At 60.2% G+C, this 12999-nt stretch carries 15 protein-coding genes; 4 read left to right on the top strand and 11 right to left on the bottom strand.

Features of this window, described 5'->3' with window-relative positions:
* The first annotated feature begins 303 nt into the window (after positions 1-303).
* A complete protein-coding gene (locus EKK30_RS17825; protein WP_290987043.1) occupies positions 304-705 on the top strand; it encodes a hypothetical protein in 402 nt (133 codons plus the stop codon).
* Between the two features lie 37 nt (positions 706-742).
* Here EKK30_RS17825 and EKK30_RS17820 read toward each other — a convergent pair whose 3' ends face one another.
* Positions 743-1360, bottom strand: a complete 618-nt coding sequence (locus EKK30_RS17820) for a YqgE/AlgH family protein (protein ID WP_290987040.1) — start codon at positions 1358-1360, stop codon at positions 743-745.
* 168 nt (positions 1361-1528) lie between these two features.
* Between EKK30_RS17820 and EKK30_RS17815 the strand changes: the two genes are divergently transcribed.
* Together EKK30_RS17815 and EKK30_RS17810 are read left to right on the top strand one after the other, a co-directional pair.
* Positions 1529-2350, top strand: a complete 822-nt coding sequence (locus tag EKK30_RS17815; protein ID WP_290987039.1) for a protein-disulfide reductase DsbD domain-containing protein — start codon at positions 1529-1531, stop codon at positions 2348-2350.
* Between the two features lie 61 nt (positions 2351-2411).
* Positions 2412-2909, top strand: coding sequence for a peroxiredoxin (locus EKK30_RS17810; RefSeq protein ID WP_290987038.1), 498 nt, complete (start codon positions 2412-2414; stop codon positions 2907-2909).
* On the opposite strand, the gene rnhA is transcribed toward EKK30_RS17810, so the two are convergent.
* The 3 genes from rnhA to ispH are packed head-to-tail and all read right to left on the bottom strand — an operon-like array spanning position 2901 to position 5371.
* A complete protein-coding gene (gene rnhA, locus EKK30_RS17805) occupies positions 2901-3386 on the bottom strand; it encodes a ribonuclease HI (protein WP_290987036.1) in 486 nt (161 codons plus the stop codon). The two genes, EKK30_RS17810 and rnhA, sit on opposite strands and share 9 nt — an antisense overlap.
* Positions 3383-4354 (bottom strand): homoserine kinase, encoded by a 972-nt coding sequence (locus EKK30_RS17800; protein ID WP_290987034.1) that lies wholly within the window; start codon positions 4352-4354, stop codon positions 3383-3385. Before EKK30_RS17800 ends, rnhA begins: the two co-directional genes overlap by 4 nt.
* Before the next feature lie 15 nt (positions 4355-4369).
* Positions 4370-5371, bottom strand: a complete 1002-nt coding sequence (gene ispH, locus EKK30_RS17795; protein ID WP_290987032.1) for a 4-hydroxy-3-methylbut-2-enyl diphosphate reductase — start codon at positions 5369-5371, stop codon at positions 4370-4372.
* Positions 5372-5543: 172 nt separating this feature from the next.
* On the opposite strand from ispH, the gene EKK30_RS17790 reads away from it, so the two are divergent.
* Positions 5544-6203 (top strand): hypothetical protein, encoded by a 660-nt coding sequence (locus tag EKK30_RS17790; RefSeq protein ID WP_290987031.1) that lies wholly within the window; start codon positions 5544-5546, stop codon positions 6201-6203.
* 87 nt (positions 6204-6290) lie between these two features.
* Here EKK30_RS17790 and EKK30_RS17785 read toward each other — a convergent pair whose 3' ends face one another.
* From EKK30_RS17785 to smc, 7 genes are all read right to left on the bottom strand, one after another.
* The gene (locus EKK30_RS17785) at positions 6291-6782 is read right to left on the bottom strand and encodes a F0F1 ATP synthase subunit B (protein WP_290987029.1); all 492 of its coding nucleotides are present in this window, start codon (positions 6780-6782) and stop codon (positions 6291-6293) included.
* A gap of 12 nt (positions 6783-6794) precedes the next feature.
* A complete protein-coding gene (locus EKK30_RS17780) occupies positions 6795-7352 on the bottom strand; it encodes a F0F1 ATP synthase subunit B' (protein ID WP_290987027.1) in 558 nt (185 codons plus the stop codon).
* Between the two features lie 46 nt (positions 7353-7398).
* Complete coding sequence (locus tag EKK30_RS17775) at positions 7399-7623, bottom strand: F0F1 ATP synthase subunit C (protein WP_013949763.1); 225 nt, start codon at positions 7621-7623, stop codon at positions 7399-7401.
* Positions 7624-7712: 89 nt separating this feature from the next.
* Positions 7713-8462 carry a F0F1 ATP synthase subunit A gene (locus EKK30_RS17770; RefSeq protein ID WP_290987023.1) on the bottom strand — a complete coding sequence of 250 codons (750 nt, stop codon included), beginning with the start codon at positions 8460-8462 and terminating at the stop codon, positions 7713-7715.
* Between the two features lie 18 nt (positions 8463-8480).
* Positions 8481-8888, bottom strand: a complete 408-nt coding sequence (locus tag EKK30_RS17765; protein ID WP_290987022.1) for an AtpZ/AtpI family protein — start codon at positions 8886-8888, stop codon at positions 8481-8483.
* A 245-nt stretch (positions 8889-9133) separates the two neighbouring features.
* Complete coding sequence (locus EKK30_RS17760) at positions 9134-9436, bottom strand: hypothetical protein (RefSeq protein ID WP_290987021.1); 303 nt, start codon at positions 9434-9436, stop codon at positions 9134-9136.
* Positions 9437-9537: 101 nt separating this feature from the next.
* On the bottom strand, positions 9538-12999 hold the full coding sequence (smc, locus tag EKK30_RS17755) for a chromosome segregation protein SMC (RefSeq protein WP_290987020.1): 3462 nt from the start codon (positions 12997-12999) through the stop codon (positions 9538-9540).

Below are 12999 nucleotides of genomic sequence, written 5' to 3'. Positions count from 1 at the left end.
CCAATGCCATCCGCGACGACCAATGGAGCCTTGAACGGCACCCCGATGATCGGAAAATCGAATGGGCATGCCAAGCCCGCGCCTGAAGGTCCTTCCCCGCGGCTTGAGCCCATAACGACCCCAACCATACCGCCTTCGATTTCCGCGTCGCTGGCAAAGACGAATCTGCCGCCGCCGTCCTTGATGCAATCTCCGTCAACACAGACCCGCTCGCCAAGCGCCGCGCCGAGCCCGCTCCAACCGCCGCCTGCTCAAGTCGCGACCAATGGATCGGCGCCGCCCGCGCCCGCGCCAGGGAGGGCATTGTCAGAGCGCCCCGAGCAGCAGAGGGATAATATTGTTTCGCCGCTTGCAGAGGCCCTCGCGCGGGCGAGCGGCACGTCGCCTCTGCAGGGTAGCGCACCTCCGCCTCCCCCGCCCCCCGGACCTGCAAAGGGCCCTGCGCCGGCGGGAACTCCGATCCAGCGCAGCGATACGCCGACGATCATTCCGACGACGGCGCCTCCTCCGTTGCCGGCCAATGGGGCAAATGGCTTTCCGTCCGAGCCCGCGACCCAGCCTGATTTTTCGACGTTGCCCCCGTCGATCGCGGCGAGTCTCGCCCGGCTCGCGGGTACGCCTCTGCCAGGCGAGAAAACGAGTGGCGGGCCCGCGGGTAGCGAGGTTGCGCGCGGGGACGCAAAGAAGGCGTCAAAAATCGGCTAAGGCCGGGTTACCAGGAGACTGCCGCCCGACGCCGGCTTCAGGCGTGCCCGGCGTCACTGACCAGGTGCGAAAGATCAATTCCTATTTTGGCAAGCGCCCGCGAATACTTGCTCTCCAGATCCTCATCGAAAATGAGGTCCGGATCGGCAGGACAATGGAGCCAGCCGTTCGCGAGCAACTCCGTCTCCAACTGCCCCGGTGACCAACCGGCGTAACCGAGCGCGAGGAGAGCCCGTGCTGGACCGCGCCCCTGCGCAATGGCTTTCAGAATGTCGATGGTTGCCGTGAGGCACACGCCCTTCTCGATCGCCAAGGTTGAATCTTCGGTAAAATAGTCAGAGCTATGAAGCACGAAGCCGCGCCCGGTTTCGACAGGTCCACCGACTTGAATCGACAGCGACAAAACCTCGCTTGTGATCTCATCATCTTTATTGCGGGGGGAAATGCCAAGCCGTTCCAGCAGGTCCGGCGCTGAAATATGGTTCGCGCGTTGATTGATAATGAGCCCCATCGCGCCTTCAGATGAATGGGCGCACATGTAGATGACCGAGCGTTGAAACCGCCGGTCCGTCATCGACGGCATCGCGATGAGGAGCTGCCCTTCGAGCTTAATCTCCGGACTCTCCGTCCGGCCCGTCTGTCGGCTGACCTTCATAATAACGAGACTAACCCTATACTACGGCGACGTGAAGATCCTTAAACAACGCAAGAGGATACCCCATGTAACGGCCGCGTCCTTCTACGCATATTAGAGCGCAAGGCAGGGCTACAAGGGCCGCCCGGGCCTTCATGACCGGGATTTAAGTTTGAAGAGGCGCTGATCGTGATCAAGTGGGCGTTAGGTTTGTTGCTGGTGAGTTCGGCAGCCGCTTGGGCGGATACCGCGGCGGTCTCCTCAGACTGGTATCGCGGGTTCAACAATCAGGTGCGGCTCGTTGCCGGCCATGCCGCGCGCGATGGCCAGCAGGGTCTGTATGCCGGTGTCGATCTGTCGATGCCCGGCGGTTGGAAAACATATTGGCGTTCCCCCGGGGACGCAGGTGGCGTTCCGCCGGAATTCGATTGGGAAGGCTCTGACAATCTCGCCTCGGCGACGGTGCTCTATCCCGCCCCCCATCGAATTCACGATAAGGCTGGCGATGTGGTCGGCTACAAAGACGCTATTCTTTTCCCCGTTCTTCTCACGCCAAAAGACCCAAAACGGCCAATTACGCTTCATGCCAAGATCGCTTACGGCGTGTGCAAGGATATCTGCATTCCGGCCGAAGCCGACTTGAAGCTTGTCGTTCCGCCAGACGTCGGGAACTCACCCGAATTGGCGAAGGCGTTGGCCAGCGTTCCCGGCTCGACCGCACGGACCGAACACGATCCGCATTTAGCTTCTTGGCGCATCGACCAGTCCGCCGGAAAGCCGAAGCTCGTGCTCGATGTGGCGAGCGCCGCTCCCGAAACCGCGGATGCGTTCGTCGAAGGACCAGCTGGGGTCTACGTGCCGCTTCCCAAGCGCGTTTCAGTCGCTGGCAAGGCCCTGCTCGAAGTCGATCTGACCGATGGCGTCAACATAAAGGATCTGGCGGGCAAGCCGTTGCGTATCACAATGATCGACTCTCAGGGACAGTCAGAGACGACGATAAAGTTCGAGTAGCATGCCTCGACGTTGAGGTAGAGATAGCCCACCGAGCACCCAATCACGGAGGAAAAGCCGCATGACGATCAAGGTCGGAGACCATCTGCCAGAAGGGAAATTCACGGTCATGGGACCGGATGGCCCGGCAACCAAAACCGTCAGCGAGATCTTCGCGGGTAAGAAGGTGGCGATGTTTGCGGTGCCGGGTGCCTACACCCCGACGTGCAGCAAAAGCCATATGCCGGGCTTCGTCGATCGCGTCGACGAATTGAAAGCGAAGGGCATCGATACGATCGCCTGCACTGCCGTCAACGACGTCTTCGTCCTGACGAACTGGGCAGAAGATACGGGTGCAACGGGCAAGATCGAGATGCTGGCCGACGGGTCCGGCGACTTCGCGAAAGCTATCGGGCTGGATATCGACTTATCGAACTTCGGGCTGGGCTTGCGCTCAAAGCGCTACGCGATGCTTGTCGAGGATGGCACAGTCAAGGTTCTCAACGTTGAAGATTCCCCGCCGATTGCCGACAAGTCGAGCGCCGCAACGCTATGCTCAATGATCGATCGCTCACTCTAGATCGTCGGCGGCAAGCTCCGCACGCCGGCCGCTCTTGAAAGGGGCCATGGCCAAGCGCGCCAGTTCATCGGCGCGCTCATTCTCTGGGTGTCCGGCGTGCCCCTTGAGCCAATGCCAGGTGACATGATGCTTGGCGCGAAGAGCGTCGAGTTCTTGCCAAAGCTCCGCGTTCTTCACCGGCTTCTTGTCGGCTGTCTTCCAGCCGTTTTTCTTCCAGCCGTGAATCCACGACGTAATGCCCTGACGGACGTAATTGCTGTCGGTCCAGAGTTCGACATCGCTTTTTCTCTTCAGCGCTTCTAGCGCTGAAATCGCGCCTTTGAGCTCCATGCGATTGTTCGTCGTGAGCGGCTCGCCCCCGTTGATCTCCTTGCGGTGCGCGCCCGAAATAAGGATCGCGCCCCAGCCTCCCGGACCAGGATTGCCTGAACAGGCGCCGTCACTATAGATCTGAACCTTGGGACGTTCGGCGGTCATGAGATCAATTGTGGTGCGTAGTCTGCGATGCTGGCCGCCGACTGATGGAATGCGAGCCGGCGGATGTAGTCGGCCGGATCCTTGCGAGCGACCAGGGCATCCTTCGGCGTATTGAGCCAATCATAGCTTCGGGTCAGCAGAAAACGCATCGCGGCGCCGCGCGCGAGTGTGGGCATGGACTGGCGCTCCTTGGCGCTTAAGGGCCGCACGCTTTCGTAGCCCTGTAGAAGCGCAGCGCCCTTGCTCGGCTCGAATTCCGAATCAGGATCGAAGCACCATGCGTTGAGGCATACCGCGATGTCGTACGCGAGGGAGTCGTTGCACGCGAAATAAAAGTCGATGATCCCGGAAAGCTTCTCGTCGATGAAAAACACGTTGTCCGGAAAGAGGTCGGCATGAATTACGCCTTCCGGCAGATCGGTTGGCCAAGCGTGCTCGAGAAAACCTAGTTCTTGCTGTATGAGCGACCCGAGGCCTGAATCAATTTCGCCGGCGCGTGAGGCGAACTTCTCGAACAGAGGCCGCCAGCCTGAAAGTCCCAACGCATTGGGTCGATATAGTGGGAAGTCTCTGCCGGCCATATGCATGCGCGCAAGAGCGCTGCCGAGCTCACGGCAATGATCGGCTTTTGGCCGTTTTGGCCAAACACCCTTGAGAAAAGTCACGAGAGCCGCATGACGCTTCGAAAGCTCATTGAGCACATTGCCTCTGCGATCGCGCACCGGCAACGGGCAGCTCACGCCGTGAGCCGAGAGGTGCTCCATCAAGCCCAGAAAGAAAGGTAGATCGGCGACATCAACCCGCTTCTCGTATATCGTCAGGATGAAAGTGCCGGCAGTCGTGTGCAGCAGATAATTGGTATTTTCGACGCCTTCGGCGATGCCTTTGAACGAAAGCAGTTTGCCGAGGTCATACCCGGCAATAAAGCGCGCGAGTTCCTCGTCGCTGACTTCAGTATAAACCGCCATGTCCTGCGCGCTGAGTTAGTGCTGCTCGGCCGGAGCGCGTGCGACCCTGACCTCGCGCGGCACGTTGAAGACGACACGTTCTTCGAGCGTGGTCACGACGTCGATAGTGACATCATAACGGCTGCGAAACGCCTCGACCACTTCCTCGACGATGACTTCCGGCGCGGATGCGCCCGCTGTTATTCCGACCGTCTCGGCGCCCTCTAACCTATCCCAGGGGATATCGGCAGAGCGCTCGACCAGGAATGAAAAACGGCACCCTGCGCGCGATGCTACTTCGACGAGCCTGAGCGAGTTGGAACTCTTGGGCCCACCCACAACGATAAGGCCGTCGATCTGCGGCGCAAGCGCCTTGACCGCATTCTGACGATTAGTCGTTGCGTAGCAAATGTCTTCTTTTACCGGGCCACCGATCCCTGGGAAGCGTTCCTTTAGAACCGCAACGATCTCTGCCGTATCGTCGAGCGACAGGGTCGTCTGAGTGACATAGGCAAGCTTGGAAGCATCGCGTGGGACGAAGGCCATGACGTCTTCGACGGTCTCGACGAGCGTAATTGCGCCTTCGGGAAGTTGACCTAAGGTGCCCACCACTTCCGGATGTCCGGCGTGGCCGACGAGGATGATCTCTTTGCCCTGTTCGTAATGCCGCGCTGTCTCCATGTGGACCTTGGACACCAGCGGGCAGGTCGCGTCGACCACGAACATATTTCGATGGCGCGCTGCCTCGGGAATGGCCTTGCTCACACCGTGTGCCGAAAAGATCACGGGCTGAGCGGTATCTGGAATCTCATCCAGCTCCTTCACAAAAACGGCGCCTTTGGCCCTCAGGGAATCAACGACGTAACGGTTGTGCACGATCTCATGTCGGACGTAGACGGGGGCGCCGAATTTGGTCAAAGCCTGTTCTACGATCTGAATCGCGCGATCCACGCCGGCACAGAACCCGCGGGGCGCGGCAAGTAGGATTTTGAGGGGCGGCTTTTTCATCGTCGCTTCGCTTTGGTTAAGGCCGGACATGGAAGAAAGACGTCCTCTATTTTCGGTCGACTGGCATGAAAATGCATTTGGGGGCCGGTGACGTCGGATGCTACGGTGGTTTTCTGACAATACAAGGGGCCGGGGAAGCGAACCTCGGGGGACAGTGTTGCACAATTCGGGTTTTCGGCACCCTTTTGGCAATGATGTGACGTTGAAGCGTCGCCTCTCTGCGCCGATTACCCGCGTCGTTACGACAGCGACGCTCGCTCTGCCTTTGGCTGCACTTGGTGGCTGCGGTATGTCCTCGCTGACGTCCGGCCTCGGTGGCGGGATGTTTGGCGGTTCGTCCGCCACATCCGAGGTTGCTTCCGTGAATGAGGCGCAATTGTTGGATGCCGCCAAGTCGGGCGATCCGAGTGCGACTGGAAGCACGTTCTCCGGCGACGTCGATGCCGGCTGCCCGAGGCTCGTAATTGCTCCGCACGACAATTACATCACCTTCTACGAGGTCGGCCACGTTGGCGACGCGCTCGCCGTCGCGCAACGAGGCGAAATCACGAAGACAGCGCGCGAATGTCAGGTTGAGCCTGGCCGAGTAACGGTCAAATACGGATTCTCTGGGCGACTGTTGCTAGGACCCAAAGGTCAGCCGGGCAGCGTGACGTTACCGATCACCGTCGCCGTCAACGACGGCAAGCGGACGAAAATCACGACCGATAGCGTGAAGCTGGATGTCAGCGTCGGCCTCGACAAACCCATCAGCTACTTCTCGACCGTCCGCACGATCACGTTTCCGATCGCAGAAGGTTCTCGCCCAGGTGAGTATCAGCTGGTTGTCGGCTTCGACAGTCGCGCGCCAAGTTCTGGCTGAGACCCGAACCGCACACTGCTCATCGCTTGAAATAAAAAAGCCGGGCACGACGCCCGGCTTTGATCGTTTCAGCCATTCGCGGTTGGCTTAGTTGAGCTTGCCGCGAAGATCGTTGATCGACTGCGAAACGAGCGTATGCCCAGTGTCGCCGGTCGCGCGAGACTTCAGAATCTCGTGCGCTGCGGCCAATGCCGTCTCGACAGCAGTTGATCGTACTTCGCTCAAGGCCTGGGCCTCTGCGCGGGCGATCTTGTCTTCTGCCATCTTCGAGCGTCGGTCGAGGCTCTCTGCAAGCGATTTGCGTGCGTCGGCAGCCAAGGCTTCCGCTTCTCGCTTTGCTTGTTCGATGATGGATTGCGCCTCTTTCTCGGCCTCGCGCGCTTTGCGCTGGTAGTCGGCAAGAAGAGCCTGCGCTTCCTCGCGAAGCTTGCGGGCTTCGTCGAGCTCCTTGCGAATGCCTTCAGCGCGGGCGTCGAGGGCTTTCCCAAGAGCGCCAGGAACGCCGAAGTAAACGAGCAAGCCGATGAACGCCAGGAAGGCGATCATCACCCAGAAAATAGGATCTTGAGGGTCGAACATGGTCCTAAATCCTCACTCGCCCGCCACGGGACGCAGAACCTTCTTCACGTCGTCGGACGAAACGTCCTGACCAATCAGCTTCTCGACGACGGCGCGCGCCGTATCGTTCGCGATATCGCCGATGGCCGAGAGAGCCTTCGACTTCGATGCTGCAATCCGTGAGTCGGCATCACGAAGCTTGCCGGCGATCTGCTCGTCGACACGGTGACGCTCACTTTCGGTCTCCGCTGCGAGCTTCTCACGCGTATCCTTGGCGATCCCCGATGCATTGCTTCGGGCATCCGCCAGAGCTTTCTCGTAATCAGCCAGCGCTTTATCGGTCTCGTCCTTGAGCCGGGCAGCGGCATCCAGATCGCGCTTGATCCTGTCCCGACGTTCTTCGATCACTTCGCCGACGCGCGGCAAAGCGATTTTCGACATCACGAAGAACAGCGCGAGGAACGTGACGACCAGCCAAAAGAGCTGCGTCTCGAAGGTGTGAGGATTTAGCTGCGGCAAGCCTCCCTTATGGGCGGCTTCCCCGGCCGCCTCAGCGGCGACCGCAAACAGCATGGTAGTGCCGGCAAACATCAGTGCCTCCGGTTGATCGGGCGTGGTTTGACTTCCCGGCCCAGGCTCAACCGTAGAGGATGATGAGAGCGATCAGAAGGCCGAAAAGGCCCGTCGCTTCAGCAAGCGCGAAGCCGATGAGCAGGTTCGTGAACTGCGATGCGGCGGCAGACGGGTTGCGAAGCGCGCCCGAAAGGTAGTTGCCGAAGATGTTGCCGATGCCGATGCCGGCGCCGATGAGCGCGAAGCAGGCGAGGCCGGCGCCGATGAACTTGGCGGCTTGCGGATCCATGAAGTCTCTCCCTTAAGTGCAGTTTAGTGGTTTCAGATAAACAGCAAAACGGGATGTCGGCGAACCAGTCCGCCTTCATCCCGCATTGTTCAGTGATGCATGTTGACTGCGTCGTTCAGGTAGATGCAGGTCAGAACGGTGAAGATGAAGGCCTGCAGGAACGCCACCAGCAACTCTAGGCCGGTGAACGCGACCATGAACCCGGTCGGCGCGATCTTGCCCCACCAGGGGAGCAGCACCGCGAAGCCCGCGAAGACTTCAAGCATGGTGTGTCCGGCCATGATGTTTGCGAAAAGACGCACGGAGTGGCTGATCGGGCGAATGAGATAAGACGTCAGCTCGATCGGAATGATGATCGGCATCAGCCAGAGGGGCACCCCTGAAGGCGCAAAGAGTTTGAGATAGCTGACGCCGTGCTTCCAGAAGCCGACGAACGTCGCCACCAGCCAGACCATGGCGGCCAGTGCGAACGTCACAATGATGTGGCTCGTCACGGCGAAATTGCCCGGAATCAGCCCGAAAATGTTGAGCACGAGAATGAAAATGAAGATGGTGAAAACCCAGGGGAAGAACTTCATGCCTTCCTCGCCGATGTTTTCCTTCACCATTCCGGCGATGTATTCGTAGACGACCTCAGCCGTCGACTGGATGCGGGTCGGAACGAGCGCGCGCCCGCGCATCGCAAAGAGCATGTAGCCGACGATGACCGCAAACGCGAGGACCATCATCAACGACGAGTTGGTGAACGAAATATCGTGACCGAGAAGATCAAGATCTATGATCTTCTTGATCTCGAACTGCTCCATCGGACCATGATGTCCGGTGCCTTCCGCAGCCAAGGCCTACCCCCTAGTCTCTCATTCTTCTTCGTCGTCTTTGACGGACGGCGCTGCTTTTTGCAGCGGTTCGATTTTTGTCTGCGCCTCTTGAGCAGCGCGGACAACATTTAGAAGGCCCGCCGCAAAGCCTATGATGACCAGAACGATCATCAGCCAAGGCGCCGTGCCGAACTGCCGATCAAGTGCCCAACCAAGCCCGCCGCCGACGACCACGCCGACAATCAACTCGGCCGCAAACTTGAACGCGGCTCCATAGGCGGATTGGTTCTGATATCCACCGCCCGCCGACCGTTCGACCTTGGCTTTCTGCGATTTGAGCGCGTCAAGCTTTTGGCCAAGTTCCGCCGACCGCTTGCGAAACGCTTCACGGTCTTCCGGGCTAATTTCACCGCGTTCCGGACGCTGATCCTTGTCATTGCCTGACATGGCTCAAACCATCCAGTTATCGCGGAAAACCTGCCGCTCGGGGAGATCGACGGCGCGGACCATAGTTAGGGGGTATAGGGGTGTCAAGGAATTGGGCATAATGCTGTCTCTCATCGGGGTACGGCGAAACCGCGCAGGCTCGCCTGAACTCTTTTCAGCACGATTTCCGGTGCAGCGCGAAACAAAACGCCCATTCCGCGGGTGCGGAATGGGCTGATCAGTTTCGCTAAACTTTTAGGCACGCGCTAGGGCGCGGACTGATTTTGTGGAGCCGCTGAGGGAGCCGGTGCTGGCGTACTGTCTGCACCTCCTGAGGAAGCAGGCTCAGCGGCCTGCTGCGTGTTCTGATCGGGATTTCCGCCAGAGGAAGCGTCCACGCTTGCTGGCGTTTTAAACCAAAAACCAACGACCAGCACCACGCCGACCACGATCGCGAGAACCATCGACCCAATGAGCACGCGAAAGTTCGATTTTTTCGGACTGGCCTGCCGCGCGTCGGTCGGCTCGATGGTCTCTCGGGTCGCCCGGGGATCTCGTTGCGGTTGCATGCTGCGCCTCCTTGTTCCTAATGGAACGGAACGCCTCCCCCACTGACAGGTTCCAGCACGATGCCGCGACCACAATTTCGTGGTAGGCGCAACCTCAAGGCTTAGCTGGCTTCGCGGAAGCTCTGAGCAGTTTGCAGATCGACTGAGACGAGCTGCGACACACCTTTCTCCGCCATCGTGACACCGAACAGCCGGTTCATGCGCGCCATCGTCATCGGATGATGCGTGATCACAAGGAACCGCGTCTCCGTCTCGGCCGACATCTGCTCCATGAGACGGCAGAAGCGATCGACGTTGGCGTCGTCGAGCGGGGCATCGACTTCGTCGAGAACGCAGATTGGTGAAGGATTGGTCAGGAAGACCGCGAAAATCAGCGAAAGTGCCGTCAGCGTCTGTTCGCCACCGGAGAGAAGAGACAGCGTCGCAGGCTTCTTTCCCGGCGGCTTGGCAATAATTTCCAACCCGCCTTCCAGAGGATCTTCGGGACTTTCGATCATTTCGAGCCGCGCTTCGCCGCCACCGAAAAGGTGAGTGAAAAGCCGTTCGAAATGCGTATTCACCGTTTGGAACGCTTCATCCAGCCGAGACTTGCCTTCCCGATTGAGCTGCTGAATGGCCTGCCTCAGCTTGGCTATTCCCTGCTCCAGGTCGTCCCGTTCCGCGAGCAAGCTTTCAAGCTGCTTGGAAATATCAGCCAAATCCTCATCGGCCTGGAGGTTCACGCCGCCCAGGCGCTCACGATCGGCTTTGAGTTTCGTTAGATGACGCTCGACGTCGACAAGCGGCGGTATCGCAGAGGCATCGGGCAACCCCGCGAGCGCCAAGCAATTCTCCGGCGCAACCTCGAAGGTCTCGCGGATGTCGCGGGCCGCTTCCTGCCGCTTATGTCGCGCATTCTCAAGGCGTGTCTCGATGCGCGCCTTCGCTTCACGTGCTGCCGAAACCTCGGCTTGATTGGCCCTGAGGGCATCTACAGCCGCCTTGGCCGCGGTCTCTGCCTCCGCAAGTGCGTCGGCCGCAGCCTTGCGCTCCGCTTCCGCTCGCGACAGTGCGGAAAGTAGGTTTTCGCGTTGAGCAGAAATTTTTGCGGGAAGATCCGCCGTCGCCGTGATCTCGTCCTGCGCTTCCTTGAGGCGCGCGCTCAGGCTTTCCACTTGCGCTTCCGCGCTGGCTTGGCGTGCCTTCCAGCGTGCGATCTCTGCGTGAGAATGGCGAATGCGCTCGGCTCTGATCTGCTTGTCACGATCCAACGAGCCAAGACGAACCCGGGCTTCTGCCACTTCACGCCGAGCACCTTCAGCCTCTGCCTGAGCCGTCTTCAATACCGGCTCGAGGTCTTCTCCTTCGCTCATCGTTACGATGTGGGCTTCGATCTCGACGTGACGCGCCTGGGCGGTCGTTAGGTCTTCGTCCGCTCTCGCGCGCTGAGCCGTGACCGCAGCGAGTCGCGTCTCGCTCTCGCGCTGTAGCTTTTCGAGGCCCGTGAGCTGCTGGCGCACCTGCGCAAGCTCGTTCTGCTTCTCGCGATAAAGCTGACGGAGCCGGCGCTCCTCCGCCTCGGCCTGCTGCATCGCTGTCGCGGCAGCGCGCTCGGCATCGATCGTTTCCTTGGCTTCATTGAGAACGGCCTGTGCCTTGCGGTCGAGCTCCGCAAGCCGGTTCTTGTGAGCGAGACGCTGCGCTGCCGGTGTCACGCCATGAGATGCGGCAACGAAGCCGTCCCAACGCCACAGGTCACCTTCGGGCGAGACGAGCCGCTGGCCGGGCTTCAAATGTGGCTGAAGGCGTGCTCCGTCCGCTCGCTGGACGACGCCGATCTGCCTCAATCGCCGCGCAAGTTCGATCGGTGCTTCGACGTGCATATCGAGCGGCTCGGCATCGGCAGGCAACGCATGATCTTCGGCCGGAAGATCGAGCCGCCGCCAGTGCACGGCAGCTTCGGGCGCGATCGGCGCTTCCAGATCATCGCCAAGCGCCGCACCTAGGGCGGGTTCATATCCCGGGGACACTCGAATGTAATCGACGGCTGGCGGATAGGCGTCTGCGTTGCCGCTTGCAAGCAGCTTCGCAATCGTCTCGCGCTCCGTGGAAAAAGCATTAGCAGCCAGCCGCACCCGCTGCGCTTCATCACGGCGCGCTTTTGCTTCGGCCTGAGCTGCTCGAACCGTCTCTTCGGCAGCGAGCGCACTCGCTTCGATCGCGGAAATTTCCTGCGCCAGCGCTTGTCCGCGTTGGGCCATTGCCGAAAGTTTTTCGCTGTCAGGAGCCTTCGCCCTTAGATCGGCAATCTGTGCATCGAAAGCTGCGATCTGACGCGTGACCTTGGCCACAACATCTTTTCTTTCGGCGAGCGCCGATTCGAGGCTGCGCAATCGTGCCCGGGCGTCGGCGGCGCGATGCGTGATGTCGGCGAAGTGCGCATCCGCAGTTGCTCGGCGCTGCTCCGCAGCCTCGTATGTGATCTTTTCGGCGGCCTCCTCCTCGATCCCTTTGCGATCGGCTTCCTGGATTGCAGCCAGATCGGCATCGAGATGGAGGAGCGTTTCCTTCGCTTCCGAAATAAAGCCGCTTTCGCGCTTCAGATCGGCTTCGAGTTGCTTCGCGCGGGCATCAAGCTCGCGCGCACGTTCGGCCGCACGTGTTGCCTCGCGTTCGAGATTCTCCTGTTCGATCTTGAACCGCGCGAGAGCCGCACCCTTGGCGGCCTCGGCTTCTCTCAAGGGCGGCAACGCCTCGGTGAGCCGGATCTCGGCGTTGAACGATTTCGTTTCCGCTTCGGTGGCCGCGCCAAGCCGCATCATAGCGTCGGTAAGCTGTGCTTCTTCCGCATCGACGCTGCGCTGGGCGTCTTCCCATGTGAGGTGCAGAGCAAGCGCTTCCTGCTGACGGATTTCGCTCGAAAGCTCCTTGTAGCGCCGCGCCTGCCTTGCCTGGCGTTTCAGCGATTCCGTTTGCGACTGAAGCTGTCCAACGACATCGCTGACGCGCTCGATATTCGCTTCAGCGGCGCGCAGCTTCAGTTCGGCTTCATGTCTCCGGGTATGAAGTCCAGCGATGCCGGCCGCGTCTTCCAGAATGCGGCGTCGCTGTTCGGGCTTGGCGTTGACGAGTTCGCCGATCTGGCCCTGACGCACAAGCGCGGGCGATCGCGCGCCGGTAGCCGCATCTTCGAATAGGACTTTCACGTCGCGGGCGCGGACTTCCCGTCCGTTGATGCGATAGGCCGAACCGGCCTCGCGTTCGATCCGCCGCGTGATTTCGATAATGTCGCCGCCGTTGAATTCGGCCGGCGCTTTTCTCGCGCTGTTGTCGAGAAACATGGTGACTTCGGCGCTCTGCCGCTCGGGTCGCCCGCCGCTTCCAGAGAAAATCACGTCGTCCATCGCCGCGGCGCGCATCGACTTGTGCGAACTTTCGCCCATGACCCAGCGAAGCGCTTCGAGGAGGTTCGACTTTCCGCATCCGTTCGGGCCGACAACGCCCGTCAGCCCAGGCTCGATTACGAGCTCGGTCGGGTCCACGAAGGACTTGAATCCGAGAAGCCTGAGCCGGGTGATTTTCAT

The sequence above is a fragment of the Hyphomicrobium sp. genome, from assembly GCF_003987855.1.
Lineage (GTDB): Bacteria > Pseudomonadota > Alphaproteobacteria > Rhizobiales > Hyphomicrobiaceae > Hyphomicrobium_B.
The sequence above is the reverse complement of the archived record's forward strand: the minus strand, read 5'-3'. Positions and strand labels throughout refer to the sequence as shown.

Bases quoted from the DNA above. Each gene is read 5' to 3' on its own strand.
- EKK30_RS17810 (WP_290987038.1), top strand. From the start codon at position 2,412: ATGACGATCAAGGTCGGAGACCATCTGCCAGAAGGGAAATTCACGGTC.
- smc (WP_290987020.1), bottom strand. From the start codon at position 12,999: ATGAAAATCACCCGGCTCAGGCTTCTCGGATTCAAGTCCTTCGTGGAC.
- EKK30_RS17800 (WP_290987034.1), bottom strand. From the start codon at position 4,354: ATGGCGGTTTATACTGAAGTCAGCGACGAGGAACTCGCGCGCTTTATT.
- EKK30_RS17765 (WP_290987022.1), bottom strand. From the start codon at position 8,888: ATGTCAGGCAATGACAAGGATCAGCGTCCGGAACGCGGTGAAATTAGC.
- ispH (WP_290987032.1), bottom strand. From the start codon at position 5,371: ATGTCCGGCCTTAACCAAAGCGAAGCGACGATGAAAAAGCCGCCCCTC.
- EKK30_RS17780 (WP_290987027.1), bottom strand. From the start codon at position 7,352: ATGTTTGCCGGCACTACCATGCTGTTTGCGGTCGCCGCTGAGGCGGCC.
- EKK30_RS17785 (WP_290987029.1), bottom strand. From the start codon at position 6,782: ATGTTCGACCCTCAAGATCCTATTTTCTGGGTGATGATCGCCTTCCTG.
- EKK30_RS17760 (WP_290987021.1), bottom strand. From the start codon at position 9,436: ATGCAACCGCAACGAGATCCCCGGGCGACCCGAGAGACCATCGAGCCG.
- EKK30_RS17820 (WP_290987040.1), bottom strand. From the start codon at position 1,360: ATGAAGGTCAGCCGACAGACGGGCCGGACGGAGAGTCCGGAGATTAAG.
- rnhA (WP_290987036.1), bottom strand. From the start codon at position 3,386: ATGACCGCCGAACGTCCCAAGGTTCAGATCTATAGTGACGGCGCCTGT.
- EKK30_RS17775 (WP_013949763.1), bottom strand. From the start codon at position 7,623: ATGGATCCGCAAGCCGCCAAGTTCATCGGCGCCGGCCTCGCCTGCTTC.